Consider the following 25,824-nt stretch of genomic DNA (forward strand, 5'->3'; position numbering starts at 1 on the left):
TCATGTCGGGTTACTCGGCCAGCTTGGGAATTGCCGGCTCTTGCTGCTCGGGGCCAAGCGCTGAATAGCCGCCATCGACGGCATAGTCGGCACCGGTGACAAAACTGGCGCGGGGCGAACAGAGGAAGAGCACCACTTCGGCAACTTCTTCAGGCCCACCCAGCCGGCCCAGCATGTGGAAAGGCGCGGCGACATGGTCGGCCTTGGCACGATCACCACCGCTGACCTCATCGATGACACGGGACCAGGTCCAGCCCGGTGAAACCGAATTGACGCGGATACCTTCATCGGCAAAATCCAGTGCCATGCTGCGTGTCAGGTGCTTCAGAGCCGCCTTGCTGGCGGGGTAGATCCAGCGACCGGTCTGGGCAGCCTGTGCAGAGATGCTGGTGAAGTTGACGATGGCTGCACCCTCTTCCTGCGCCAGCAAAGGGCGTACCGTCCGGGCGGCCATCACGGCACTGACCACGTTGATATCCAGCGCCTTGAGCCAGTCACTGCGGTCGGAGTCGGCACCTTCATCCAGGTAACTGCACGCCAGGTTGATCAGGTAATGCAGGCCACCGAAATGCTCGGCGGTTTTGGCCACCGCGGCCTCGAGCTGGCTGTCATTGGTGATGTCGGTCTCGATGAACAGCGCTGATGCACCCAACTTATCCGCCAGACTGGCACCCGCCTCCACATCGATATCGAGAATGGCAACCTTGGCACCATTGCTGACAAAGGCCTGGGCAACGGCTGCGCCGATCAGGGTTGCACCACCGGTAATCAAAGCCACGCGATTGTTGAATTCGCTCATGATCCCGTTCCTCAGTCCTTGTTTGCGCTGCTGGGCCAGGTCGGCATCAGCTTGTTGGAGGGCAGGGTTTCATCAAGCAGCTTGGCCGCAGTTTCGCGCCCGGCTACCGGCAGACCGGTGGGATCAAGGATACCCAGCTGAACCAGTACAGACGCCTGATCCCAGTAGATGTGTTCGTGATACAGCTTATCGCCGCGGAATTTGACGACAGCAACCAGAGGAATCTCGACATACTTGCCGGTCGGCTCGATACCCGGCACCAGCCAGTCGATCTCGCGATCATGGGTGAAGCAGAACAGCAGTTCGTCAACGATCTGGGTATCGCCGATGGTGCGCGAAATCGGTACCAGGGAAGTGTCAGCAGGATTGGAATCGACAAAGTGATGCTTGTAGAAACGGTACAGGTCCTTGTAACCGACACCACCGGTCAGGGTGGGAATGTGGTTAACGTAGGGTTCTGCCACCATGGTGGCCATGGTGTCGTCCACATTACGGGTATCGAATTCGTATTCGCAATGTTTGTCCCACAGGTGGGACAGGTTGTAGTGCGGTCCAATCGCCTTGCGCAGAACGGCAACGGAGCGCTCATGGGCGATCAGGGCTGAAGGTTTGTGGTAATGCTCTGAGCCCGGACGGGCAAAGGCGTGGTCGACACCCGGGTAGGTGTAGAGCTCCACGTTGTCACGGGATTCCAGCGCGGCATAAATATCGTTACGCGCTGCCGCCGGACAGTACTCATCCTGCTCGGCAAAATGCAGAACAAGACGACCACCAATGTTGTCAGCCTCATCCAGATGATTCTCCATGCCCATGCCGTAGTAGCCGATGGCGGCATCCACATCACAACGGCAGGCAGCCAGGTAGGCCATGCGGGCGCCGAGGCAGAAGCCCAGTACGCCAGTACCACCGGTGCACTCCTTAAGGCCTTTCAGAGCCGACAGGGCTGCATCGATATCTTCCACACCCTTGTCCTGGTCAAAGCCCTGAAAGAAGCCGAAGGCCTTCTGCCAGGAGGCTTCGTCATAGCCCAGCTCAACACCGGGTTCCTGACGCCAGAACAGATCGGGTACAACCACGACATACCCTTCTTCAGCGTAGTAATCCGCGATTTGGCGTATGGTGTCATTTACACCAAAAATCTCCTGCAAAAGCACCAGACCGGGCCCCTCTCCCGCTGCAGGTAATGCCAAATAGCCGGAAAAAACTCCGTTTCCATCTTTTGCGTTTATCTGAATCTGCGTTCCCATTATCTGACTCCGCTCTATTTATTATCAACACAACTTCATCCTATTTAAATGTGTTGAATTAGAGCGATCCATTTTTGGCAGCCAATATCCACAGAGCGCAAAAATGTTATTTTTTTATCCACCAAGTGAAAAATCGTGTTTATACTGTCATCACCCTTAAATAAAGCTCAACGCAATAAAGAGCACTAAAACTAAAAGGGAAGTAGCCAATGCCAACTAAACTTTTTATTCCTCCGGTGCTGGGGAATGCAATGCTGGATCAGCCGGATAAGGAAGTGTTCAACTCGTCCGATCCGGATGAGGTCTGCAGCAAGGTCGGTCAGGCCTTCAAACCTCACCGTTTCACACCGGTTCAGCACAGTGCACAGACCTGTTCGCGCCTGCACCAGTTCTCCATGGGGGAGGTATCCATGCATCGCCTGAAGTATGGCGGACGTGCGGATGTGGACCCGGAATGTCTGGAAGACTTTTACTTGATCCAGATGCCCATGGACGGCTCTGCCGAGATTCTGTGCGGCGAAAAGCAAGTGATTACTCACCGGCAAAAGGGCGTAATACTGAGCCCGAACCAGCAATTGAAGATGCGCTATGAAGACTGTGATCAGCTGATGCTGAGAATAGACCGGCAGGAACTGGAGCAGATATGCAGTCGCCATCTGGGCCACAGGCTGCGGCAACCACTCGAATTCGCCCCCGAGTTCGACTGGCAACGCTCCTCAAGCTGGTTACACACGCTCGAATACCTGACTCAACTGCAACGCAACTCGCCGGAAAGCCTCAATCAACGTCTCATATCCCACCAATTGGTCGAGCTTGTGATCAATACCCTGCTAACCCAACAACCCAGCAATTACTCCACTGAACTCAACGCCCCCCAGGCACGCCTCGCCCCCCGCCATGTACGCCGTGTTGAGGAATATATCGAAGCCCATGCCGAAGAGACCTTATCGCCTGCCAGGCTCGCTGAAATAGCGGGCGTCAGCGTGCGCACCCTGCATGCCGGATTCAAGGATTTCAGACAGATGAGCCCCATGGAGTTCCTGCGTAGCGTACGCATGCAGCGCGTTCATAACGCCTTGATGCAACAGGAGAATATGCACTCGGTCACCGAAACCGCCATGCAATGGGGGTTCAGTCACATGGGCCGATTCAGCCAGGAATACCAGAGAATCTTTGGCGAAAAACCAAGCGAAACCCGACGCAGGGCACAGACCTGAAAGCCTGCCTCCTGCGCCGGGCCCCCTCTTGAATACCCGCTAGAGTAGCACCAGCACCAGTTCAGGCACCCCACTCAGTAGCACCAGCGTCGCCAGTGTTGCCAGCAGGAAAGGCAGCAGTGAGCGGAAGATTTGCATAGGCGGAATCCCGGTCATGGATGAGCCGATAAACAGCCCTGCACCCACCGGCGGTGTCAGCAACCCTGTCACCAGCGTCAAACACACCACGACCCCGAACTGATACGCCGATATATCGAATTGCTGCTGCGCAATGGGCAGCAGGATGGGCACCACCAGAATCAGCGCGGCGATGCCATCAATCACCATACCAACCAGAATCAGTACCCCGACCACCATCAGCATGAATACGAAAGGATCCGAGGTCTGCTGGGCAATCCAGGCTGCTGCCGCCTGCGGAATCTGCTCATATACCACCACCCAGCCGAACACGCCGGCCGCAGAGATCAGCATGATCACCATGCCCGCATTCAGGGCCGTACGGCGCAGGATCTCCGGCAGATGAGAAAATTTCAGGTCCTTGTAGACGTACTTGCCGATCAGCAATGCCGCCAGAGATGCCAGGGCTGCAGACTCGGTTGGCGTCGCCAGACCGGTCAGAATACCGCCGATAATCACTATCGGAATCAAGCCGGCCGGCATCCCCATCAGCAGGTACTCACGGCGCTTGGCGCGGTCCGGCCACTCCCCTTTCGGGTACTCCTGCACCAGGCCAATCAACGCAATCACGATGAAAAACAGCAGAGACATGAGCAGGCCGGGCACAATACCGGCGATGAACATCTCGGCAATGGGTACCTGCGCCAACACCCCGAAGAGCACGAACAACATGGACGGTGGAATGATGGGTGACAGCAGACCACCGGCTGAGGTGATAGCGGCCGCGTATGAGGCCGAGTAGCCCTCTTTCTCCATGGCAGGCACCATGGCACGGGACATGATCGCGATCTGTGAAGCCGCCGAACCCATGATCGCCGCCATCATCATATTGGCGACCAGGTTGATATACGCCAGCCCTCCGCGAAAGCCGCCCACCAGAATTCGTGCCAGGTTGATCAGGCGACTGGTAAGTCCCCCTTCGTTCATCAACTCACCGGCCAACATAAACAGCGGAATAGCCAGCAGGCCATAGCTTTCAATCGCGCCAAACAGCTGCTGGGGGTAGGATTCAAATAGTACGGAATTGCCGGAAGTCGCAATATACCAGAGCGCAGTCAGGGCCAGCACCAGGGCAATTGGCACACCTAAAAACAGAAGAATGAAAAATACGGCAAACGTCATTCCACAGCCCCCTTATAAAATACTGCTTTCTTAAGACTGCCCAGCATATTATTGAGGGCATGCAGGCTGAGCGAAATGGAAAATATAGGCAGTATTAACCAGGGCCATATTTTCTTAATACCGATCGTATTGGTTTTTTCCGAATACAGGAAATTGAATGTTTCGCCCTGAAACTCTTTTATATCAAAACCAACACCGGCAAAGGTCACCGGGTCCAGCCAGCGCCAGCACAATACCAGCACAGCAGCCGCAAAGGTCAGAATCATCAGGTCGGATAACAGCTGCATCCAGGCCTGGGTGCGCTTGCCCAGAAGGTCGACCAGCAACGTCACCGCTACAACCTGACGGCGCTTGAGCGCGACCGATGTTGCCAGGAATGTAGTCCAGACCATGGCGTAGATGGCCAGCTCATCCACCCAGTAAATTGCCATGCCCAGGGAACGGCTGACAATGTTCAGCAAGATCAGCAAGGTGACTGCAGCCGCCATAACGGCCGCCAGTCCCATCTCAATGCGGACCAGCCGATCAGATATGAAATTCAACATCAGGTGTCCTCGCCCCACAGGCACAAGGGCCTGCGGGGTAATGGCTCAGAGGATCAGCTGCCCTTGATCTCGGCAACCGCTTTTCTCAGTTTGGGCAGAGACGGTGCCTTTTCGGACCAGATTCCTTCCCACTCTGCGATAGCGTCAGCAAAGTCTTCCCTGGTTGCTTCATGAATAGTGATATCCAGACCACGCAGCTCCTGCTCCTGTTTCTTCTCCAGGGCCTGGAAGTGGTCGATGACCGCATCCAGTTGAGCACGCATGCTGGTCTGCAGCAGTTTGCGGTCTTCCTTGCTCAGGTCTTTCCAGACGCGACCGGATACCACACCCACCATCGGGAACATCATATGGTTGGAGATCAGCATCTTGTCGGAGCGATCGTAGAATTTGAAGATCAGGATGGAGTCGAAGTCCATGTCGATGGCATCGATCTGACCGTTGGCCAGGGCATCGTATACGGCCGGCAGTGGCATCGGAGTCGGAGCAGCACCGGTTGCCTTGTAGAAATCACGGATCGGCTCGAACGGCGTAATGCGCAGTTTCTTGCCTTCCAGGTCAGACGGGCCTTCCAGTGTATCGCGGCTCATCACCTGACGCAGGCCGGCCATGCCGTAACCCACACCAACCAGACCGGCTTCAGACGGCAGCTGATTCAGCAGGTCAGTCGCGGCTTCAGACTTCAGCAGAGCGGCCGCCTGGTCAATGTTATCGACCAGGTAAGGCGCGTAAAGCGCACCAAAATCGGGCACACGGTTGGATATTTCAGCAACGGTCAGGAACGCCATATCCAGCGCACCGGTCTGCAGCTGCTGCACCATCTGCGCTTCATTACCCAGCTGCTGAGACGGGAAGACAGCAATGCTGTGCTCACCACCGGACTTCTGCTTCACATCTTCGGCAAAGGCTTCGGCAGCCTGGGTCCAGCGATGCGGCGGTGGTGTAATCAGGCCAAGGCGGAAATCCCGTGCCTGAGCCGGTACGGTCATCATCAGGGCCAGGCCGCCCGCCATTACGGACGTCATTAAGCGTTTCATCGACATGTCTAACTCCATTCTCTCTATTGTAATTTTTTAGCCACCGCCCCGGGCAAACGACAGGTGCTCACCGGGACGCTGGGATATGGACCCTGGGTTACCGATCAGATGCTGTACCGTCAGCGGTACTCAGCAAAGACCATGCCACCCAAGCCCATATTCGTAAACGAAATCAGGTCAAGGCGGTCAGAAAGCGCTCGTTGAGCTGGCGATCATGGTAAAAGATGGCCTTGCCCAATTTGTCGGCATCCCAGGTGATTGGCTCATGATCCGGGTAGAAGTAGTCACCACCACAGAAAACTTCGTTGCGGTTCCCTGACGGATCAAAGAAATATATCGTTTGACCGTGCGTAATACCATGCCGCGTAGGACCTATATCGATGGACGTATCGGTCATGGAGATAAGGTCACCGGCACGTAGCACGTCTTCCCAGGTTTCCAGGAAGAATGAAGCGTGGTGAAATTTGCCCGGCTCGGGGTGATCAATGAAGGCGATATCGTGCGCCTTCATGCTGGTGGTCAGGAACTGCGCCACACGTTTGCCATCCGGCGTCATCACCTGTTCGCAGATATCGAAGCCCAGTACGTCACGGAACAGATCCAGCGTTTTGTCCAGATCAGGTCCGTACAGCAGGCAGTGATCAAAGCGCTGTGCCTTCATGCCCTTGAGGTCACGGGGCCAGGCTTCCGGGTTGTGATTACCGATGCCGTAGCGACCGGTCTGCTCTTTATCGGCATAAAGCTCAAAAGCATGCCCGGTGGGTGCCTGAAAGCGGATACGGCGACCACAGCCTTCAAGCTCCCCGGCTGCAACCTGCTCCACTTCACAGCCATGCTCGACCAGCTCACCGTGGAGCTGTTCCAGCGTCGCTTCGTTGAGTACCTTGAACCCCATGAAGTCCATACCGGGCTGGTCAGCTTCGCGCAGGACGACCGAGAAGCGGTCGACTTCCGTCCAGCCCTTGAGGTAGACGCGGCCTTGAGCGTCGCGGCCGACCTCAATCAGACCCATCAGGTCACGGTAGTGAAGCAGTGCTTCGTCGATATCCAGAACACGAATCTGAACGTGTCCCGGGCGCATTACACCTTTTTTCATTGTGCTGATCTCTTTGTTGTTATTGTGTTGGGTTACTGCTCAGCTGTTGTTGGCTCAGCTGGCAGAGAACTTTTCAAAGTAGATACTGGCGTTTTCCATCTGGCGCTGATCGAGCCAGTTTTTCACCGCCTCAACCATCGGCGGCGGGCCGCAAAGATAGGCATCCACCCCGCCGGCGTTGAAATGCTGCTCTTCAAACAGGTCGGTCACCACACCTTCCGGACCCTGCCAGCTCTCATCAGGCTGCATCACGATGCTGTGGTAAGTGAAACCGGGAATCGCCTGCTGATAGCGGTCCAGACGTTCCAGCTCGCAGAGGTCTTCCGGTTTGGTGACGCCGTAGAACAGGTTGACCGGCTGATCGATACGGCTCGGATCGGATTCCATCTGGTCCAGCATGCCAAGAAATGCAGCCAGGCCGGTGCCGCCAGCGACCAGAATCAGCGGACGTTTAACCTGCTGCAGATAAAAGGCCCCCAGAGGTGCCTTGAGACGAATGCTGTCACCAGACTGGGCACGATCACGCAGGTAATTGCTCATCACCCCATCCGGCAATAAACGAATCAGCAGCTGCAGCTGATTGTTTTCGTTGGGCTGACAGGCAAAGGAATAGGAGCGCCACTCATCGGTACCGGGCACCTGCACATGGGCATACTGGCCCGGCAGGAAGTCCAGCTGCCCTTCACGACCACTGGCATCCAGGTGCAGGGTTGCGGTGGAGTCGGACAGGACTTCGACCCGGGTTACCACGGCCTCGACCTCTTCAGGTCCGGCACTGGTACAGAGGGAAGAATCAAAGTCGAAACGAACAGCACAGTCACTTTCGACACGCATCTGGCAGGCCAGAATACCGCCCTTCTCCAGATCGTCTTCGCTCAGCGCATCTTCGTCGACATACTCAAGATCATACTGGCCGGACTGGCAGGTGCCTTTACAGGAGGCACAAACACCTTCGCGACAGTCAACCGGCAGCGTGAGGCCGTGGCGCAGAGCCGCGTCCATCAGGACTTCACCCGGATTAATGCCGATGAAGTGGGTGCGTCCATCGCTGAAGTTCAGTGCTACCTTATGCATACTACTCACCATTGCTCACTCATAAACGAGCACCCGAAGGTGCTCAGACGTGGTAGAAATCCAGCACATGGCGGATCTTGTCGTTCAGCACGATGGCGCGCTTGCTCATGATCTTCCAGCTGTCACCCTCTTCCCGCAGCAGGTACTCGGCCCAGCCGAAAAAGCATTCAGCTTCACCAAAACGGAAGAAGTGCGTAGCCCAGTTGGCTTTCACCTGCCACAGACCGTCATCCTGCTGCTCCGCCTGAACGTTATCGATCAGGTGCATGGTGCGCGGCATGGGTGTACAGGCAGCACTCTTGCCGGTGCGGATGCGGAATACACGGTCTTCAAGGCCGGCACGGGTCGGGTAATAGATCAGCGACATCTCGCGCTTGGGGTTGGTGGTGTACACATGCTCGCTGTCCCATTGCGGAATATGAAACATGGACTCAGGGTCAAACATGTCGAGATATTCATCCCACTGCTGACGGTCGCAGTACTCGGACGCACGGTACAGAAACTGTTCGATGCTCTGGATAGTGTTGCTCATGGTTTAACCCTCCTTCTTCGCTTTGGCTGCCAGACCTTCCAGCAGGTAGCGCTGCCAGGTGGAGTGCTGGTTTACATACAGGCCTTCCTGGGTAAATTCGGTACCGGTTATCACCGGCTCGATATCCAGCGCCCGGGTGTTGGCGGTGGGGCCGTACGACCAGTTTTCGCAGCCGCGGGAGATGTCATTCCAGCGCTCGGCACGTCCTTCAAAGCCTTTCTGGGCTTCACGGAATTCCACCAGATCATCCGGGGTCCCCATGCCGGATACGTTGAAGAAGTCTTCAAACTGGCGGATACGGTTTTCACGGTCGGCGTCAGATTCGCCCTTCACGCCCAGGCAGAAGCTGTGCACTTCGGTCTTGTTCCAGGCCACCGGTCGCACTACACGCAACTGGGAGCTGATCTGGTCCATGAAGAACAGGCTGGGATAGATATTCAGATTGCGCAGACGGTGCATCATCCACTCGGCACGCTCCTGGCCATACTCTTCAATCAGACGCGGCATAACGGAGGCATAGCCCGGACGCACTTCAGGGTTCGGCATGTCACTGAACAGGATGGTGTGGCCGTTCTTGAAGGCAAACCAGCCATCATCGGTTTCCTTGTCACCGGCACCGAGCTTGCTGTAGTCCAGGGTCTTGCTGGCACCACCAGCCTTGGCTGCATCCTGCTGCTGACGATGCTGCACGGTGGCTACGTAGTTATAGTGGACGGTGCTGACGTGATAGCCATCGAGGCCATTTTCGTTCTGCAGCTTCCAGTTGCCGTCGAAGGTATAGGAGGAGGAGCCCGGCAGGACTTCCAGCTCGCCTGTGGGTGACTGGGCTGCCATCATGTCAAACGCGATTTTGGCGTCGCCAAGAAACTCTTCCAGTGACTGGGTGCACTCGGTGTTCAGGTTGATGAACACAAAGCCCTTATAGCTGCTGACCAGCGCCTTGCGCAGGCCACGAGTCGATTTGTCGAAGTCAGCCGGATATTCATCAGGTGCCTTCACCTTCACCAGCTTGCCATCGGTCTTGTAGCACCAGGCATGGAACGGGCAGGTAAAGGTAGACTGGTTACCCTTGCACACACGGGTCAGGGTTGCGCCACGGTGCTGGCAGGCATTCAGCAGTGCATTGATCTCACCCTTGGCATCGCGGGTGATGATCATCGGCTGGCGACCCGCCTGCATGGTGAAGAAATCATGCTTGTTGGCGATCTGGCTTTCGTGACAGGCATAGATCCAGGTGTTCTCGAAAATCAGTTCCATTTCGAGATCGAACAATTCAGGGTCGGTAAAGACTTCACGGGCAACCTTGAACGTCTTCTCTTCTGGGCGGAAGTTGAGGGCGCCCTCAACTTGCTGACGCCAGGCTTCGAGGGGCTTATTATTCAGGCTCATTTCAGGTCTCCATTAGGTGGCATCCAGGCCGTTCGACCGGCTGCTCTCTTGGTTACCCCCATAAAACCAAAGCTTGATCCCCATCAGCTATCCGCTTTTTTTTGATTTGCTATCCGCTTTTTCACTGATCGAAATCATTTCAGCTGCATGACAACAAGTAATTGACATATGACGTCAGTCAGGCTAATTTCGAGAAGCCCCCTTGACCGATAACTGGCTAATCATGAATAAAACCAATAATTAAAAAGTGATCTCATGATGATACACACCGATATCCAGAACGAAGGGTCACCCCCTAACAAATTAATGGCAGATACTCACAATACACGCGATGCCATATCCTGGATGTCCAATATATGTGGGCCACATGACCTGACGGTTGAAGATGCAAAAAAAATGCATTTCAGACATGTAGGCAATATTCTTAACTCAACGTCTACCGCTATCGGTTATATTGAATATGGCACTGATGTAACCGTAAATGTCGAGGATTTGAGTAACAGCTACAGTATCAGCTTACCCCTGAGCGGCTACCAGGAACTGAGCTATAAGGACGGCAACGTACAGTCCAATATCACCAGCGGTGTCATCATCTCCCCGGCCGAACCCTACGAACTGAATATCAGCGGTAACTGTCGTAAAACCCTGGTTCGTATTTCCCGCCAGGCCATGGAAGTTGGCCTCGAATCCCTGACTGGCAAAAAAACTGATAAGCCACTGATATTTCAGGCAAATATGGATGCATCTGTGGGCTCATCCAGCGCCTGGTGGCGCACCGTCAGGTATATCGAAAGCGAGCTTTCAAACACCGATAGCCTGTACAACAGCCCCGCGTTCATACGGGATATAGAACAAGCACTTATCAAAGGCCTGCTGACATCCCAGCCTCACAACTACTCTGAGGATGTAAAGCGAGCACTTAATAACAACCTGCCCTCCTACCTTGTCAAAACAATCGACTATCTGCGCGAAAATGCCAAAAATGAAATTCACATGGATGATGTTGAATGGATTTCAGGCGTTTCCAAAAACAAGCTCTACTCCGACTTTAAACGCTATATTGGCGTCCCGCCCACTGCCTATTTAAAGCGCATCCGTATGGAGGGTGTTCGAGGGGATATCATTAAATCTCAGGGTGCGGAAAGTATTTCCACTCTGGCTTTTAACTGGGGCTTTACTCATTTAGGCCGTTTCTCCACCGAATACAAAAAGATATTCGGTGAAACACCTTCAGATACATTGAATAAAGCCAAGTTAAATATTTAACCGCCCGTTTTAAACCGCTTTATATGCACTTGTTCAGTGCATAATAAAAAGCCCCGCTTCATAGCGGGGCAAAGAGACTACAACAATGGGTAGAAACACAACTTAAGGGAGTAAGGCTAACGCCCTAATTTCTTGGCGGACTGGCCGCCGATGCCAAAGTGTTGCTTGGGCATCTCATCAATCAGTACGCGCACACTCTCCTCAGGCGCATCCAGTGAACGCGCAATAGCCTGAGTCACTTCCTTGATCAGGGTTTCCTTCTGCTCGTCCGAGCGCCCTTCCATGATGTGCAGTTGTGCAATCGGCATGGCATGCCTCCTTCGCAGACGGTTAAAAACGGATTGAAGCCGCTGAGCCGGTTATATCGCAGTGCTCAGCGGCATAGCCAGGTTTTCGACTGTCTGTCAGACGAACTTGCCGCTCAGTGTGCCCAGGCCCTGGTAACGCACAGTGAAGGCGTCGCCCTTGTTCACTTGTACCGCAGCGGTGATAGCACCGATCATGATGAAGGAGCCTGCCGGCAGGCTTTCGCCGCGCTCGCCCATCATATTCGCCAGCATGGCCACAGAGGCCGCCGGGTGACCCAGCACAGCTGCGCCGGCACCGGTCTGTACCACTTCGCCATTGATCTCCATGACCACACCCAGGTTCTTCAGGTCCAGATCAGCAACATCAGCCATCTGACCGCCTGTCATGAAGCGGGTTGAAGAGGAGTTATCCGCGATCACGCTCTTGAGATCGAACTTGAAGTCCTTGTAGCGGGAGTCGATCACTTCCACTGCCGGCATGACGAAATCTGTGGCACGTAGAACATCACCAATGTGCACGCCCGGGCCTTTCAGTTCGTCTTTAAGTACGAACGCCAGCTCGGCTTCAATCTTCGGGTGGATCAGCTCGTCGAACTCGAACTCGCCGCCCTCAGGTACACTGAAGTAATCAGCCAGAAAGCCGTAGCAGGGCTGCTCAACCCCCATCTGCGCCATCTTGGCCCAGGAGGTCAGGCCCATCTTCATGCCAACGATTTTGTGACCACGCTCTTCCTTGCGGCGTCGGATCTCCCACTGGATATCAAAGGCATCCTTGTAGGTCATCTGCGGGAAGTCGTCGGTGATTTTGGTGATCTCGTAGGCTTCCAGTTCGGCGTTTTCGCAGTGGATCGCCAGCTCTTCAATCTGCGATTGGGTCAGCTTGTTTTCGTATGCTTCAGCCATTAGATCAGCCCCTTTTCTTTCGCCATGGTCAGTGCCAGGTCTTCAATCATGTCTTCCTGACCACCCACGGTACCGCGGCGACCAAGCTCTACCAGAATGTCACGGGCCTGAATGCCGTACTTCTTCTCCGCGCGCTGGGCAAACAGCAGGAAGGAGGAGTAAACACCGGCATAGCCCAGCGTCAGTGCATCACGGTCAACGCGGATCGGCTGATCCATCATCGGCACGACGCGGTCTTCGGCCACATCCATGATCTTGTACAGATCGACACCGCTCTCGACACCCATGCGGTCCAGCACGGCGCAGAAAACTTCCAGCGGCGTGTTGCCGGCACCGGCGCCCAGGCCTGCAACCGAGCCATCGATGCGTGAAGCACCCGCTTCAATCGCAGCGAGAGAGTTGGCAATGGCCATACCCATGTTGTGGTGACCATGGAAACCGATCTCGACGCTGCTCGGCAGCTCAGCACGCAGCAGGCCGATTTTGGCAGTCACCTCGTCCGGCAGCATGTATCCGGCAGAGTCGGTGGCGTAGATGCAGTTGGCACCGTAGTTCACCATCAGCTTCGCCTGCTCCAGGATCTTCTCCGGGCTGACCATGTGCGCCATCATCAGGAAGCCGACAGTGTCCATTTCCATCTTGGCGGCCATGCCGATGTGCTGCTCGGATACATCAGCCTCGGTGCAGTGAGTAGCCACACGGATAGTAGAAACACCACAATCACGGGCCATTTTCAGGTGATCGACGGTACCAATACCCGGCAACAGCAGTGCGGAGACCTTGGCGTTTTTCATTTTCGGCACAACCGCGTTGAGGTATTCCTCATCGGTGTGCGCCGGGAAACCGTAGTTCACGGATGCACCGCCCAGACCGTCACCGTGGGTGACTTCGATCAGCGGCATACCCGCTTCGTCCATACCGGTCGCGATGTTAACCATCTCGTCCAGGCTGATCTGGTGACGCTTGGCATGCATGCCGTCACGCAGAGACATATCGTGCAGCGTGACTTTCTTACCGTTCAGGTTCATATCGTAATCCTCCGTTAGCCACGCTCAGGCAGGGTGATGGCGCCGTTGGCCGCTTCTTCAGCGAACATTTCGGCCGTACGCAGACCGGCTGCAGTCATGATGTCCAGGTTGCCGGCATACTTGGGCAGGAAGTCGCCCAGGCCTTCTACTTCCATGAAGCAGGAGACGCGGTTGCCGTCGAACACAGGGCCGTTCACCAAGCGGTAACCCGGTACGTATTTCTGCACTTCCTTCACCATGGCATGCACGGATTCGGTGATGGCGGCCTGGTCCGGCTCGCCTTCGGTCAGGCAGTGGATGGTGTCACGCATGATCAACGGCGGCTCGGCCGGGTTGATGATGATGATCGCCTTGCCTTTCTTGGCGCCTCCCACTTTTTCCACAGCGCCAGCCGTGGTGCGGGTGAATTCGTCGATGTTCTGACGCGTGCCCGGACCGACAGAGCGGGAAGACACAGTCGCGATGATCTCACCGTACTCAACCGGCTGTACGCGGGAAACAGCAGCAACCATCGGGATCGTCGCCTGGCCACCACAGGTCACCATGTTGACGTTCATTTCCAGGTTCTTGGCATGATCAGCCAGGTTCACCGGCGGTACGCAGTAAGGACCGACAGCCGCAGGCGTCAGGTCGATCATGATCACGCCCAGCTCGTTCAGCTTGCGGCTGTTCTCGGCGTGAACGTAGGCGGAGGTAGCATCGAAGGCCACGCGGATATCGTCTTCGATGACGTGGGGCAGCAGACCGTCTACACCGGTGGCGCAGGTTTTGATACCCATCTCTTCGGCACGCTTGAGGCCTTCGGAGGTCGGGTCGATACCCACCATCCAGACCGGCTCGATCCATTCGGAGCGCTTCATCTTCATCAGCAGGTCGGTGCCGATGTTACCCGGGCCGATAATGGCCGCTTTCAGTTTCTTGGACATAGTGTGTTCCACTTATTCTTGTTTGTAGCCTTCGCTCGCGGAGCGAGCTCCCACAGGGTTTATCCCGAACAGCAGCGCTGATTGTGCGAGCGCACTCTGTGCGCGAACTCTGATGTTTGTTCTTCGCCCGCGGAGCGGGCTCCCACAACTGCGCGAAGCCTGTTGCTTCTTCATCGCCCACTGAGTGGGCTCCCACAGCTCCAACCAAACACTGATGCTATTTGTGGGAGTGCGCTCCGCGCACGAAGGCTCAACTCAATTCCAATTAATCAGACAAAACGGACAGACGCGCTGCCGATGCCACCGATGTTGACGCTCATGAAGTCACCAGCCTGAACCGGTTCCAGCGGCACCAGAGAACCGGACAGAATCACTTCACCGGCTTTCAGCGGGATACCGAACTCACCCAGGGTATTGGCCAGCCAGGTGACACAGTTCACCGGGCTGCCCAGCGCTGCAGCGCCAGCGCCGGTACTGATGATGGAACCGTTCTTTTCAACCACCATGCCGCAGGTCGCCAGGTCTACCTTGCGCGGATCAACGGCTCGGTCACCCAGCACGAACAGACCACAGGAGGCGTTGTCTGCCACGGTGTCCTGGATCTTGATCTGCCAGTTCTCGACGCGGGAATCGACCACTTCGAAACACGGCAGCACGCAATCGGTGGCGGCCAGTACATCAGCAGCAGTGATGCCAGGACCCATCAGATCCTTTTTCAGGATGAAGGCGATTTCACCTTCGGCTTTCGGCTGCATCAGGCGGTCAGAGATCGGCATCTCTTCGCCCTGGCTGAACGCCATCTTATCGGTGAGGTAACCGAAGTCCGGCTGACCCACGCCGAGCATGTTCTGCACCGCCTTGGAGGTCAGGCCGATCTTCTTGCCGATGATCTTTTCACCGGCTTCAATGCGACGCTCCAGCATGCGCAGGGAGATGTTGTAGGCATCTTCAATGGTGATATCGCTGAATCGCTCGGTCAGCGGACGTACCGGCGTGCGTTCCAGCATCGCCGTGTACAGCTCATCACCACATTGTTGAATCAGTTGCTTGTCCATCGTCTGTCCTCAGAGCTTGATGCAGATATTCTTGGTTTCGGTGTAGAACTCGAGGCCGTGTACCCCGCCCTCGCGGCCAATACCGGACTGCTTGGCACCACCGAAGGAGGTGCGCAGGTCACGCAGGAACCAGGAGTTCACCCAGGCCAGGCCGACCTCCATCTGCTCGGCTACGCGTACGGCACGGGCAGAGTTTTCGGTCCAGATGGCACACGCCAGGCCGTAGTCGGTGTCGTTGGCCAGCTCGATCACTTCTTCTTCAGTGTCGAACGGACGGATGTGGCAGCAAGGGCCAAAGATCTCTTCGCGGATAACGCGCGCATCGTCGGACAGACCGGTCCAGATAGTCGGCTCGATCCAGGCACCATCATTCAGCTCAGCGCCCATATCCGGGATACCACCACCGATCTCAACGGTTGCGCCCTCTTCACGGGCCAGGTCGTAGTAGTACTTGACCTTCTCGCGGTGCTCGAGACTCACCAGCGGACCGAAGTTGGCGTCCTTGTCTTCAGGACGCCCCAGCTTCAGCTTGGCCACTTCTTCCTTCATGCGGGACAGGAACTTCTCGAAGATCGGACGCTCGACGTAAACGCGTTCGGTGCCCAGGCAGACCTGACCACAGTTCACAAACGCGGAACGCATGGTGCCCTCAACCGCTTTCTCGATATCGCAGTCAGCGAAGACTAGCCCTGGGTTCTTGCCGCCACACTCCATGGAAATGTTGCGCAGGCCTACGGACGCAGCACGCATGATCGCTTCGCCAGTACGGGTTTCACCGGTGAAGGTAATGGCAGCCACATCCTTGTGAGTAGTCAAGAACTCACCGGCGGAATTAGGACCGAAGCCGTGTACTACGTTGAACACACCGGCCGGTACGCCACATTCGTTCATCACTTCACCCAGCAACGTTGTGGTTGCCGGCGTTTCTTCAGACGGCTTGACCACTACGGTGTTACCGCAGGCAAGTGCCGGCCCCACCTTGAAGGTCATCAGCAGCAGCGGCAGGTTCCACGGGGAGATAACGGCGATCACGCCCTTGGGCGTACGGTGGCCCACGTTCAGCGCACCCTTGCCGTCCGGCGTATCCATGCGGAAGCCTTCGGTCGGGTGGTTGGCCAGCGTCTCGGAGAATGCCTTGAAGTTGGCAGCGCCACGGGGAATATCGATATGGCTGGCAATGGAGCGCGGCTTGCCGGTATCGAGGCACTCGGCTTCCAGGAACTCGTCGAAGCGTTCGTTGATGCGGTCTGCGACCTTGTTCAGCAGCTCGGTACGCTGGGCCTGGGTCAGCTTGCCCCAAGGACCTTTCAGCGCCGCCTTGGCCGCGCGCACGGCAGCGTCCACTTCTGCTTCGCCGGCTTCGTGCACAGGACCGATCAGGCTGTTATCGACCGGGCAACGGTTTTCGAAGGTCTTGCCGCTGGCAGAGGCCACATACTCGCCGTTGATAAAATGCTTGAACTCTTTCATGGCTCACCTTATCAATTTCGGCCAATCGCAATTTCGGGCCGATATTTATTGTTGGGTCACACTGCAACAGTCCCTGTCATGAGGGCTGCCAGCCAGGTTGAAATCCAGTATAGCGTTGCAAAAACGGGATAGAACCCGCAAAAACGGGGGCTGGAGATTCCATTTACGGGAATGATGGCAGATTACCGAGCTTATTAATGGTCAACGCATGTAATGTCGGGTTTTATGCCCTCACATCTGCCGCCCTACTCGAATTTCAAAGCCCTGAAACGAAAAAACCCGGGGAAGGGGACCCGGGTTCTCTCGTTTACGTTGATGCAGTCGTTAGAACTTGTACATCGCCATCAGTTCCAACTGCTGACCCGCCGGACGCGTGCCATGCGTCGCCAGGTTCTGATCACGCCACTCGATACCGAAATCCAGTCCCGGCAGGTAGGAGTAGATCAGGTTTACGTGGCTCACTTTCAGAGTATCTTCAGCGCCAGCAGAGGTTTCATCGGCTTCAACCTGGGAATAACGAATACCCCCGGTCAGTTTGTCGTTGAAGCGATGGGAAATACCCGCCACCAGACCGGTAGTCTTGATCAGTTCACCCTCTGCGTTGGCATCCACTGCCGGACGCAGGCTCGGGTGCCAGGCACCACCGTAACCAAAGCCGGAATAGACGCCCTGCCCTTCACCGACATAGCCGTTCAGGTGCAGCGCCGTTGCGCCCAGGGAGTATTTGCCGGCATAAATAATTGCAGCACCGAATTCCGAGTCTTCACTGCTGTTGGTCACATTGCTTTTCGCCACGTCACGACCGGCAAGGGCAATGCTGGCACCATGACCGCCTTCAAAGCGCTTGGCATAGTTAATGACGAAATCGGGGTAATCGGCATCTTCGTTCACAGGGTCCTGCAGTGTCAGGCGCACATTGCCCATCTGGTAGTGCATCACCAGATCCGGGCGTACCACACCACCATTACCGGCCGCGTTGCCTTTACCCGCGTTAAAGAAGTCCAGATAAGGTACATCAAAGGGCGCGTACGCCAGGAACTGACCGTTCCAGGTTTGACCCAGTGTCAGGTTATCAACCTTCAAGTAGGCATGACGCAGACGCCAGTCATAGGTTGAATCCGTGGCGTTGCCACCATAGAAGTCACCTTCCACAAGACCCATGATTTTGTGGCCATTCACGTCACGCTTGGCACTGAAATTAATACGAGACTGACGGGCAGTACCATCAAAATCACCGTCGCCATTATCAGGGTTGGTAAAGCGGCCCTCGGCTTTAATGTAACCACCGACACTGAACTGAGTGCCGTTGAACTCGCCAAGGTCCAGAGCTTGCGCAGTAGAAGAGATTCCCGCCGCCATGACAGCAAGGGCCAAACCGTTCTTAAGTGACATACAGTCAATCCTTATTTTTATAATGTGGATAGCAGTACAGCTGCTACGGGTTGTTGGGCCGTGTATGCAACGCCCTGAAAACTCAAAGCATCTTGCGTAACACAGCCGTAATCTAAACATGAAAAATGGTTGAAATGTCATCTATTAATGGCGGTTTGAGTTTCCATTATTGGTACCAAAAACCAACATTTTTATTGGCTCAACCCGCCATTATTGGAAGCGTCAGCGTTCGCCAGAATTAACCGACAAGCCTCTATCTGCGGTTTCTCCAGCCTTTGCGCACTGGTAGCGAATTAATCCAACGCGCAGGGCGTAGACCGCTGTTCCCAGTACGACACCCCAGAAGGCAGCTCCAATGCCCCAAAGGCTGACACCCGATGCCGTTGCCATGAAGGTAATCAGCGATGCATCCAGGTGCTCTTTGTCATTCAGAGCGGCACTCAGGCTATTGCTGATCGCCCCCAGCAGCGCCAGCCCGGCAATAATTGCGATCATCTCGGAGGGAAAACTGGTGAAAAAAAGCACGATGCTGCCAGCGAAAATACCGCCAATGAGATAAAAAACGCCGTTAGCCACACCGGCCATATAACGCTTTCCCGGGTCGGCATGCGCATCTGAGCTGGTGCAGATTGACGCGGTAATCGCGGCAATCACTGTGGTAATACCACCAAAGAAAGCGGTCGGAATGGACACCAGCGACAACAGGCTGATGATGGGTCTGGAAGAAAAGGCATAACCCGATGCCTTGAGGATGGCAAAGCCCGGCAGGAACTGACCGGTCAAACTGACAATCACCAGAGGCAGTGCCAGCCCCAGTGTCGAACTCCATGTCCAATCCGGCACGATCCATTGAGGCGATGCCAGTTGCCACTCCAGCTGCTCCAGATGGGTATCCATAAGGGTTAACGACAACACCAGACCAAGCAGGACCATCAAAACCAGGAAGTAGGCTCGGCTCACAAACTTGAACAGCACCAGCCCCAGGATCATCAGAGTTGTTACCAGAGGCGCTGATTCCAGTGAACGGAAAGCGCCGAGCCCGAAATCAAACAGAATGCCCGCCATCATGGCCGAGGCAACTCCACCTGGAATCAGATGCACTACCCGGTCGAACAGGCCGGTAATGCCGATCAGAAAAATAATCACGGCCGCAGTGATATAAGCCGATACCGCTTCATTGATCGACAGCCCGGGAAACAGTGTCACCAGCAATACCGTCCCCGGTGCCGACCAGGCTGTAATGACCGGAATACGGAACCAGACACTGAGCACAATGCCAGTAACGGCAGCGCCAATGGAGATCGCCCAGACCCAGGAGGTCATCATTTCCGTCGAAATACCGGCACTCTGTGCAGCCTGAAAGAAAATGGCCAAGGGGCCCGAGTAGGACACCAGTACCGCCATCAGGCCGGCGATGACTGTCGAGATGGAAATATCCTTCAGCATGCCAACCTCCTACACCCGTTCCGCAATCCCTTTGACTTCAAGGAAGTAACCCGGTGCGCCACAGAGAGAGGCGGCGCCAATGGCCGTCCAGGCTGGATAACAACCATTCATGTATCGATTGCGCACTTCCATGTACAACGGCAAGTCACGCATATCGGTGTGATAACTGGTGATCTCAACCAGATCCTCGAAACCGCTGCCCGCAGTCTCCAGAATGCGTTTCAGGTTCTCAAACACCTGCACAAACTGGGCTTCCTTTTCGGCCACCAGTTCACGCTGATCGTTACGCCCTATCTGTCCTGCGATATAAAGCCGTGTGTCTACCTGTACCGCCGGAGCGTAACCAAGCTCATCACGGATAAATTCCATTCCTTCAGGCACGATTATTGTTTTTGTCGCCATGATTCTGTCCTTATCAAAGAGGGAGCCCCGGCGTCATAAGACACCGGGAGGATGTCCGGCAGGGGTTAGCCCAGATCGCCTCCGCCAACGGGGAGCACGGTACCGGTGATGTAAGAAGCTTCGTCCGAGGCCAGGAACAGGATTGCATTCGCCTGTTCTTCGGGCTGGCTGTAGCGTTTCATAAACGTGGAATCGATGGTTTGATCGACAATGGTCTGGTACCAGACCTTCTCGCGCTCACTCATGCTTTCGGTGTTACGCGGAATACGACGCTCGCCCACATCGGTGCCGCCTGGAGCCACAGCGTTCACGCGGATACCCTGCTGAGCATTTTCAAATGCCATGCAGACCGTCATCGCATTCACGCCCCCCTTGGCTGCGGCATAGGGCACACGGTTCAGGCCTCTCGTTGCGATGGACGACACATTGACGATCACGCCACTTTGCTGTGCCTGCATGGGTTTTAGCACCGCATGGCAGCACCAGAGGGTCGGGAACAATGAACGACGTACTTCGGCTTCGATCTGATCTTCTTCATAGGCCTCATAGGGCTTCGCCCAAATCGTGCCGCCCACGTTGTTGACCAGAATATCGATGCGACCAAAGTGCTCGATACAGGCATCCGCTACCCGGCAGCATTCGGGATACTTCTCCAGATCAGCCGTGACTATTTCCACCCTATTCGCTCCGGCCGCCTCAGCTTCCTGAGCAACTTCGTAGACGATATCGGAGCGATCAACCAGCAACAGTGAAGCTTTCTCGGCCGCCATCTGCAGCGCTACCGCACGACCAATCCCCTGCGCAGCACCGGTCACGATCGCGACCTTGTGTTCAAAACGTTCGATTCTCATAGCGCGTCCTTACTTGCTGGCAGCAAATTTTTCGTAGTGGAAACTGGCGGGCTGGATGTTCTTGTCCTGCATATAGCCATTCACCGCTTCCACCATGGGAGGGGGACCACAGAGGTAGATATCGACATCGCCATCATTCAGATGCGCAGGTTCGATATGGTGGGTGACATAGCCCTTTTGCGGCCAGCTGCTCTCTTCAGACGCCACACAGGCACTGAAGGTGAAGTTGTCGATGGCGCTGGCAAAGGCTTCAAGCTTGCCAAGCTCTACCAGGTCGACATCATGAGTCACGCCATAAATCAGGTGGATCGGGTAGTCGCAGCCCTCGCGCTGGATTTTTTCCAGCATCGCCATGAACGGTGCCAGCCCTGTACCGCCCGCCAGCATCAGTACGGGGCGCTTCACATCACGCAGATAAAAGCTGCCAAAGGGACCACGCAACATCAGCTGATCGCCCACCTGAGCCTGATCGGCCATGTAGGTGCTCATCAAGCCGTCCGGCACCACTCGGATCAGGAAAGAGACCGACTCATCGGTTTCATTGACCATGGAGCTGAACGAGTAGGCACGCGATTGATCGGTGCCGGGCACCTGAACATTCACGTACTGGCCTGGCAGGAAGTGCATGGCACGCACCTGATCGCTGGCCACCGTGAAGGAAAGCGTGGATTCGGACAGTCGATTAATCTCGGTCAGCTGGGCGTGCACATCCGCCTGCTGGCTGCGTACGCAGACTTCGGAAGACGCCGGTACGGTCACCACACAATCCGACTCCGGCACCATGCAGCAGGTCAGGACAAACTGCTGCTCGGCTTCCTGGTCTGAGAGTGCATCATCGATGTACCCATCCATCTCGTACTGGCCAGACTCGCAATGGCATTTGCAGGTACCGCAGGCACCATCGCGGCAATCCAGAGGGATGTTCAGGCCCGAGCGATAGGCGGCATCGGCGACTGTTTCCATCGGCAGTGTAGAAATGAAGCGCGTGACTCCATCTTCAAAATTCAGGGCTACTTTATACATGGCGTGCTACCTCGGCCCCTTGCTGGGGTATCTGCGCGATACCCCGGGGACACTTGTTATTGGCTGTGGGTCGATCAGAGGTGGTAGATATCCACCACGTGATGGATGTAATCGTTCTTCAGGATGATTTTCTTGCGCTTGATCTTGAGACTGCCGTCATCCGCGCGGACCAGCGTTACAAAGGCGGTACCGAAATAGGTATCCACGTTGTTGTAACGCACGCTGTTGGTAAGCCAGCTGTAACGGACGTCTGCATCACCGGTAGACGCAGTCAGCACTTCAAGATTGCTCAGCATGTGCTGGGTGCGCGGCTCAGGCAGTGAACTGGCGCTGGAGCGGTCCGTTTTAATGCGGAACACGCGGTCTTCCAGACCATCACGACGACCGTAGTAGATCAGTGAAATCTCTGAATGGGGGTCAACGGTCAGTTCACCGTCCACATCCCAGCTCGGTACCCAGTACTCGGCATCCTTGTCGTAATGCTCCAGCCAGGTGTCGTAGTCCTTGTCATCCAGGCAACGCTGTTCAGAGTGCAGAAAATTACGGATTTCTTCATAGCTGATGGTCATGGCTTACTCTCCTTTCTCTGCCTGCTGTTTGCGTGCCACGTCGGACAGCACTTTCTGCCAGTAGTGGTGCTGCACAATGTAGAGGCCTTCGTCTTCCACTTTCTCGCCGCTCATTACCGGGAACAGGTTGAGCTTTTTGGCATCCTCGTCCTGGCCTTCAATCCAGTGCTCGGCCCCGCGGCACATGTCATTCCAGGGCAGCTTGATCCCCTTGAACCCTTCCTGGCAGGCGCGGAATTCTTCCAGGTCATCGGGCGTCGCCATGCCGGAGGCGTTGAAGAAGTCCTCGTACTGGCGGATACGGTGGGCTCGCGCTTCGGCACTTTCACCCTTGGGGGCAATGCAGTAGATGGTGACTTCGGTTTTATCCACAGCAATGGGACGGAAGTGACGAATCTGCGAGCTGAACTGGTCCATCAGGAACACGTTCGGGTACAGGCAGAGGTTACGCAGGTTGCCGATCATCCAGTCGGCACGGTCTTCACCGTACTCGGCTACCAGTTCATCACGGCGTTCAAACAAGGGACGGTCTTCCGGGTTAGGCCAGCGCATCCACAGCAGAATGTGACCATGTTCGAAGGCGTAGAAACCGCCCTTCTGCTTGTTCCAGGTGGAGGCATCCATCGCCTTCACATCATCCATCGACATACCGGCCTTACGGCGAGCCGTGGTGGCAACGTAGTTCCAGTGCGTGGCCGACACGTGGTAGCCGTCGGCACCGTTTTCGGCCTGCAGTTTCCAGTTGGCGTCGTACACATAGGTAGAGGAGCCGCGCACCACTTCGAGACCTTCCGGTGACTGATCCACGATCATGTCGATAATCTTGGCCGCTTCACCCAGATGTTCGGTCAGCGGTTTCACATCATCGTTCAGGGAACCGAACAGGAAGCCGCGGTAGTTCTCCATGCGTACCTTTTTCAGGTTATGGGAACCATCACAGTTGAAGGAGTCCGGATAACCGGCATCGTTGGGGTCCTTGACCTTCACCAGCTTGCCGGAGTTGTTGAAGCTCCAGCCGTGGAAGGGACAGGTGAAGACGGCTTTGTTGTCTTTCTTCTTACGGCAGAGAACAGCACCGCGATGGCTGCAGGCGTTGATGAAGCAGTTCAGCTCATCCTCTTTATTGCGGGTAATAACCACCGGCTGGCGACCGATGTAGGTCGTGAAGTAGTCATTCTTGTTCGCAACCTGGCTTTCGTGTGCCAGATAGATCCAGTTACCTTCGAAGATGTGCTCCATCTCCAGCTCGAACAGCTCAGGATCGGTAAACATGTCACGACGGCCGCGATAAAGACCTTGCTCTTTATCCACCTCCATCATGCCGCCCACTTTGGCGATCAGATTATCTTGCATTGCGATGCCCTCCTTATTGTTTGATCCCAGAGTAGAGGGCAAGGACAGGGCTCACTATCCAGCTTTTGCCATTCTTTATCCCATATGTGCAGAGGGTGTATTTGCAGTGGCAGATGAGTTTTTCGCGCACAGAGTGCGCTCCTACAGAGGAATGTTTTGCTGGCACAAAGTAGCCCAGCTGACAAAGAGTCATGGGAGCTCGCTCTGCTAGCGGTGGGTTTTCAGGCATCAACTTAAGCAGCAAGAACACCTCTTCGCGCACAGAGTGCGCTCCCACATGAAAGCTCTGCTGGCAAAAGGTTGTGGGAGCCCGCTCCGCGGGCGAAGGGGTTCAGACACCTGCTGCAATACCCAGCGCGCACCTGCTGCTAAACAAAAAACGCCGTCATATGACGGCGCAAAAGTTTCGACCACGGACAAGGCAGTCGAGTGCAGCACAATGATGTGAAATCAGGTCAGTGCGGTCAGGAAGCGCTCGTTGAGCTGGCGATCATGGTAGAAAATTGCCTTGCCCAGCTTGTCCGCATCCCAGGTGATGGGCTCGTGGTCGGGGTAGAAGTAATCGCCACCACAGAAGACTTCGTTACGGTTACCGGACGGGTCAAAAAAGTAGATCGTCTGGCCGTGAGTAATACCGTGACGGGTAGGACCGATATCGATAGAGGTATCGGTCATGGAGATCAGGTCACCGGCGCGCAGCACGTCTTCCCAGGTTTCCAGGAAGAAGGAGGCGTGGTGGAATTTGCCCGGTTCGGGATGATCGATAAAGGCAATGTCGTGAGCTTTCATGCTGGTGGTGAGGAACTGCGCCACACGCTTGCCATCCGGCGTCATCACCTGCTCGCACAGATCAAAGCCCAACACATCACGGAAGAGTGCGTAGGTCTCATCCAGATTGGGGCCGTACAGCAGGCAGTGGTCAAAACGCTGCGCCTTCATACCCTTGAGGTCACGAGGCCAGGCTTCAGGGTTGTGGTTACCGACGCCGTAGCGACCGGTCTGCACCTTGTCAGCAAAGAGTTCAAAGAAGTGCCCGGTCGGGGCCTGGAAGCGGATACGGCGACCGCAGTCCTTGAGTTCACCGGCTGCGATCTGCTCCACCTCACAACCATAACCGACCAGCTCACCCTGCAACTGTTCCAGCACGGCATCGTTGAGCACCTTGAAGCTCATGAAATCCATGCCCGGCTCATCGGCCTCACGCAGCACCACCGAGAACTTGTCTACCTCGGTCCAGGCCTTCAGATAAACACGCCCCTGATCATCGCGATCAGTTTCGATCAGCCCCATCAGCTCAATGTAATGATTAAGCGCTTCATCCATATCCAGCACACGAATCTGTACATGTCCGGGACGCATAACACCCTTTTTCATAGCCACCTCTTCTTGTTTTGGATGCCGGTAACGGTCCGTCTTCCGGCTATAGACCGACTATTGCAGTGCCTGAGGCCAAGTTAAATCCAGTGGGTGCAAGCTTTATCCATTCCGTGCATCGCACAGGGTTGCAGTTTTTGGACACAGGTCTGCACACGCTGGCTATTGATGGAGGGCCGGGTTCTTTCTAATCAACAGACCATAAAAATAACGAACCCGATGAGAG

At 55.5% G+C, this 25,824-nt stretch carries 25 protein-coding genes; 2 read left to right on the forward strand and 23 right to left on the reverse strand.

The features are described from left to right. Positions 1-10: 10 nt before the first annotated feature. Both BW956_RS11295 and BW956_RS11300 read right to left on the reverse strand, forming a co-directional pair. The gene (locus tag BW956_RS11295) at positions 11-799 is read right to left on the reverse strand and encodes an SDR family oxidoreductase (protein WP_076462833.1); all 789 of its coding nucleotides are present in this window, start codon (positions 797-799) and stop codon (positions 11-13) included. Between the two features lie 11 nt (positions 800-810). After that, on the reverse strand, positions 811-2,046 hold the full coding sequence (locus BW956_RS11300; RefSeq protein WP_076462834.1) for a dienelactone hydrolase family protein: 1,236 nt from the start codon (positions 2,044-2,046) through the stop codon (positions 811-813). 209 nt (positions 2,047-2,255) lie between these two features. Between BW956_RS11300 and BW956_RS11305 the strand changes: the two genes are divergently transcribed. Further along, on the forward strand, positions 2,256-3,263 hold the full coding sequence (locus tag BW956_RS11305) for an AraC family transcriptional regulator (protein WP_076462835.1): 1,008 nt from the start codon (positions 2,256-2,258) through the stop codon (positions 3,261-3,263). Positions 3,264-3,302: 39 nt separating this feature from the next. Here the strand turns inward: BW956_RS11305 and BW956_RS11310 are convergent, their stop codons facing one another. The 7 genes from BW956_RS11310 to antA form a co-directional block, all read right to left on the reverse strand. Beyond that, positions 3,303-4,562: a TRAP transporter large permease gene (locus BW956_RS11310; protein ID WP_076462836.1), complete on the reverse strand. Its 1,260-nt coding sequence runs from the start codon at positions 4,560-4,562 to the stop codon at positions 3,303-3,305. Next, the gene (locus BW956_RS11315; protein ID WP_076462837.1) at positions 4,559-5,107 is read right to left on the reverse strand and encodes a TRAP transporter small permease; all 549 of its coding nucleotides are present in this window, start codon (positions 5,105-5,107) and stop codon (positions 4,559-4,561) included. Before BW956_RS11315 ends, BW956_RS11310 begins: the two co-directional genes overlap by 4 nt. A gap of 53 nt (positions 5,108-5,160) precedes the next feature. Then, positions 5,161-6,147, reverse strand: a complete 987-nt coding sequence (locus BW956_RS11320) for a TRAP transporter substrate-binding protein (protein ID WP_237708621.1) — start codon at positions 6,145-6,147, stop codon at positions 5,161-5,163. 166 nt (positions 6,148-6,313) lie between these two features. Then, positions 6,314-7,237, reverse strand: coding sequence for a catechol 2,3-dioxygenase (locus BW956_RS11325; RefSeq protein WP_010322192.1), 924 nt, complete (start codon positions 7,235-7,237; stop codon positions 6,314-6,316). A 54-nt stretch (positions 7,238-7,291) separates the two neighbouring features. Continuing rightward, complete coding sequence (gene antC, locus BW956_RS11330; RefSeq protein ID WP_076462838.1) at positions 7,292-8,311, reverse strand: anthranilate 1,2-dioxygenase electron transfer component AntC; 1,020 nt, start codon at positions 8,309-8,311, stop codon at positions 7,292-7,294. Between the two features lie 43 nt (positions 8,312-8,354). Beyond that, the gene (gene antB / locus BW956_RS11335; RefSeq protein WP_010322190.1) at positions 8,355-8,843 is read right to left on the reverse strand and encodes an anthranilate 1,2-dioxygenase small subunit; all 489 of its coding nucleotides are present in this window, start codon (positions 8,841-8,843) and stop codon (positions 8,355-8,357) included. Positions 8,844-8,846: 3 nt separating this feature from the next. Continuing rightward, positions 8,847-10,232 carry an anthranilate 1,2-dioxygenase large subunit gene (gene antA, locus BW956_RS11340; protein ID WP_076462839.1) on the reverse strand — a complete coding sequence of 462 codons (1,386 nt, stop codon included), beginning with the start codon at positions 10,230-10,232 and terminating at the stop codon, positions 8,847-8,849. Positions 10,233-10,487: 255 nt separating this feature from the next. Between antA and BW956_RS11345 the strand changes: the two genes are divergently transcribed. Beyond that, positions 10,488-11,498, forward strand: coding sequence for an AraC family transcriptional regulator (locus BW956_RS11345; RefSeq protein WP_010322188.1), 1,011 nt, complete (start codon positions 10,488-10,490; stop codon positions 11,496-11,498). Between the two features lie 116 nt (positions 11,499-11,614). Here BW956_RS11345 and BW956_RS11350 read toward each other — a convergent pair whose 3' ends face one another. The 14 genes from BW956_RS11350 to BW956_RS11415 form a co-directional block, all read right to left on the reverse strand. Further along, positions 11,615-11,824, reverse strand: coding sequence for a 2-hydroxymuconate tautomerase (locus tag BW956_RS11350; RefSeq protein ID WP_272941693.1), 210 nt, complete (start codon positions 11,822-11,824; stop codon positions 11,615-11,617). A gap of 78 nt (positions 11,825-11,902) precedes the next feature. Next, entirely contained in the window at positions 11,903-12,709 is an 807-nt protein-coding gene (gene dmpH / locus BW956_RS11355; protein WP_076462840.1) for a 2-oxo-3-hexenedioate decarboxylase, read from the reverse strand. Next, positions 12,709-13,737 (reverse strand): 4-hydroxy-2-oxovalerate aldolase, encoded by a 1,029-nt coding sequence (gene dmpG, locus BW956_RS11360; protein WP_076462841.1) that lies wholly within the window; start codon positions 13,735-13,737, stop codon positions 12,709-12,711. Before dmpG ends, dmpH begins: the two co-directional genes overlap by 1 nt. 14 nt (positions 13,738-13,751) lie before the next feature. After that, the gene (locus BW956_RS11365; protein WP_010322184.1) at positions 13,752-14,663 is read right to left on the reverse strand and encodes an acetaldehyde dehydrogenase (acetylating); all 912 of its coding nucleotides are present in this window, start codon (positions 14,661-14,663) and stop codon (positions 13,752-13,754) included. A 269-nt stretch (positions 14,664-14,932) separates the two neighbouring features. After that, on the reverse strand, positions 14,933-15,718 hold the full coding sequence (gene dmpE, locus BW956_RS11370; protein WP_076462842.1) for a 2-oxopent-4-enoate hydratase: 786 nt from the start codon (positions 15,716-15,718) through the stop codon (positions 14,933-14,935). A gap of 9 nt (positions 15,719-15,727) precedes the next feature. After that, positions 15,728-17,188: a 2-hydroxymuconic semialdehyde dehydrogenase gene (locus tag BW956_RS11375; RefSeq protein WP_076462843.1), complete on the reverse strand. Its 1,461-nt coding sequence runs from the start codon at positions 17,186-17,188 to the stop codon at positions 15,728-15,730. Positions 17,189-17,512: 324 nt separating this feature from the next. Beyond that, on the reverse strand, positions 17,513-18,580 hold the full coding sequence (locus BW956_RS11380) for a hypothetical protein (RefSeq protein WP_076462844.1): 1,068 nt from the start codon (positions 18,578-18,580) through the stop codon (positions 17,513-17,515). Positions 18,581-18,802: 222 nt separating this feature from the next. Continuing rightward, on the reverse strand, positions 18,803-20,026 hold the full coding sequence (locus BW956_RS11385) for a benzoate/H(+) symporter BenE family transporter (RefSeq protein WP_076462845.1): 1,224 nt from the start codon (positions 20,024-20,026) through the stop codon (positions 18,803-18,805). Positions 20,027-20,035: 9 nt separating this feature from the next. Beyond that, a complete protein-coding gene (locus BW956_RS11390; protein WP_076462846.1) occupies positions 20,036-20,428 on the reverse strand; it encodes a RidA family protein in 393 nt (130 codons plus the stop codon). A 65-nt stretch (positions 20,429-20,493) separates the two neighbouring features. Continuing rightward, the gene (locus tag BW956_RS11395) at positions 20,494-21,279 is read right to left on the reverse strand and encodes a 1,6-dihydroxycyclohexa-2,4-diene-1-carboxylate dehydrogenase (RefSeq protein WP_076462847.1); all 786 of its coding nucleotides are present in this window, start codon (positions 21,277-21,279) and stop codon (positions 20,494-20,496) included. A 9-nt stretch (positions 21,280-21,288) separates the two neighbouring features. Continuing rightward, entirely contained in the window at positions 21,289-22,302 is a 1,014-nt protein-coding gene (gene benC, locus BW956_RS11400) for a benzoate 1,2-dioxygenase electron transfer component BenC (RefSeq protein ID WP_076462848.1), read from the reverse strand. Between the two features lie 74 nt (positions 22,303-22,376). Beyond that, the gene (locus BW956_RS11405) at positions 22,377-22,871 is read right to left on the reverse strand and encodes an aromatic-ring-hydroxylating dioxygenase subunit beta (RefSeq protein WP_076462849.1); all 495 of its coding nucleotides are present in this window, start codon (positions 22,869-22,871) and stop codon (positions 22,377-22,379) included. Between the two features lie 3 nt (positions 22,872-22,874). Continuing rightward, on the reverse strand, positions 22,875-24,224 hold the full coding sequence (gene benA / locus BW956_RS11410) for a benzoate 1,2-dioxygenase large subunit (RefSeq protein ID WP_010322175.1): 1,350 nt from the start codon (positions 24,222-24,224) through the stop codon (positions 22,875-22,877). 450 nt (positions 24,225-24,674) lie between these two features. Then, complete coding sequence (locus tag BW956_RS11415) at positions 24,675-25,598, reverse strand: catechol 2,3-dioxygenase (RefSeq protein WP_076462850.1); 924 nt, start codon at positions 25,596-25,598, stop codon at positions 24,675-24,677. Positions 25,599-25,824 lie beyond the last annotated feature (226 nt).

The organism is Marinobacterium stanieri, assembly GCF_900155945.1.
GTDB lineage: Bacteria > Pseudomonadota > Gammaproteobacteria > Pseudomonadales > Balneatricaceae > Marinobacterium > Marinobacterium stanieri.

Coding starts and splice junctions, on each gene's coding strand:
- BW956_RS11295 (WP_076462833.1), bottom strand. CDS start 799: ATGAGCGAATTCAACAATCGCGTGGCTTTGATTACCGGTGGTGCAACC.
- BW956_RS11300 (WP_076462834.1), bottom strand. CDS start 2,046: ATGGGAACGCAGATTCAGATAAACGCAAAAGATGGAAACGGAGTTTTT.
- BW956_RS11305 (WP_076462835.1), top strand. CDS start 2,256: ATGCCAACTAAACTTTTTATTCCTCCGGTGCTGGGGAATGCAATGCTG.
- BW956_RS11310 (WP_076462836.1), bottom strand. CDS start 4,562: ATGACGTTTGCCGTATTTTTCATTCTTCTGTTTTTAGGTGTGCCAATT.
- BW956_RS11315 (WP_076462837.1), bottom strand. CDS start 5,107: ATGTTGAATTTCATATCTGATCGGCTGGTCCGCATTGAGATGGGACTG.
- BW956_RS11320 (WP_237708621.1), bottom strand. CDS start 6,147: ATGTCGATGAAACGCTTAATGACGTCCGTAATGGCGGGCGGCCTGGCC.
- BW956_RS11325 (WP_010322192.1), bottom strand. CDS start 7,237: ATGAAAAAAGGTGTAATGCGCCCGGGACACGTTCAGATTCGTGTTCTG.
- antC (WP_076462838.1), bottom strand. CDS start 8,311: ATGCATAAGGTAGCACTGAACTTCAGCGATGGACGCACCCACTTCATC.
- antB (WP_010322190.1), bottom strand. CDS start 8,843: ATGAGCAACACTATCCAGAGCATCGAACAGTTTCTGTACCGTGCGTCC.
- antA (WP_076462839.1), bottom strand. CDS start 10,232: ATGAGCCTGAATAATAAGCCCCTCGAAGCCTGGCGTCAGCAAGTTGAG.
- BW956_RS11345 (WP_010322188.1), top strand. CDS start 10,488: ATGATGATACACACCGATATCCAGAACGAAGGGTCACCCCCTAACAAA.
- dmpH (WP_076462840.1), bottom strand. CDS start 12,709: ATGGCTGAAGCATACGAAAACAAGCTGACCCAATCGCAGATTGAAGAG.
- dmpG (WP_076462841.1), bottom strand. CDS start 13,737: ATGAACCTGAACGGTAAGAAAGTCACGCTGCACGATATGTCTCTGCGT.
- BW956_RS11365 (WP_010322184.1), bottom strand. CDS start 14,663: ATGTCCAAGAAACTGAAAGCGGCCATTATCGGCCCGGGTAACATCGGC.
- dmpE (WP_076462842.1), bottom strand. CDS start 15,718: ATGGACAAGCAACTGATTCAACAATGTGGTGATGAGCTGTACACGGCG.
- BW956_RS11375 (WP_076462843.1), bottom strand. CDS start 17,188: ATGAAAGAGTTCAAGCATTTTATCAACGGCGAGTATGTGGCCTCTGCC.
- BW956_RS11380 (WP_076462844.1), bottom strand. CDS start 18,580: ATGTCACTTAAGAACGGTTTGGCCCTTGCTGTCATGGCGGCGGGAATC.
- BW956_RS11385 (WP_076462845.1), bottom strand. CDS start 20,026: ATGCTGAAGGATATTTCCATCTCGACAGTCATCGCCGGCCTGATGGCG.
- BW956_RS11390 (WP_076462846.1), bottom strand. CDS start 20,428: ATGGCGACAAAAACAATAATCGTGCCTGAAGGAATGGAATTTATCCGT.
- BW956_RS11395 (WP_076462847.1), bottom strand. CDS start 21,279: ATGAGAATCGAACGTTTTGAACACAAGGTCGCGATCGTGACCGGTGCT.
- benC (WP_076462848.1), bottom strand. CDS start 22,302: ATGTATAAAGTAGCCCTGAATTTTGAAGATGGAGTCACGCGCTTCATT.
- BW956_RS11405 (WP_076462849.1), bottom strand. CDS start 22,871: ATGACCATCAGCTATGAAGAAATCCGTAATTTTCTGCACTCTGAACAG.
- benA (WP_010322175.1), bottom strand. CDS start 24,224: ATGCAAGATAATCTGATCGCCAAAGTGGGCGGCATGATGGAGGTGGAT.
- BW956_RS11415 (WP_076462850.1), bottom strand. CDS start 25,598: ATGAAAAAGGGTGTTATGCGTCCCGGACATGTACAGATTCGTGTGCTG.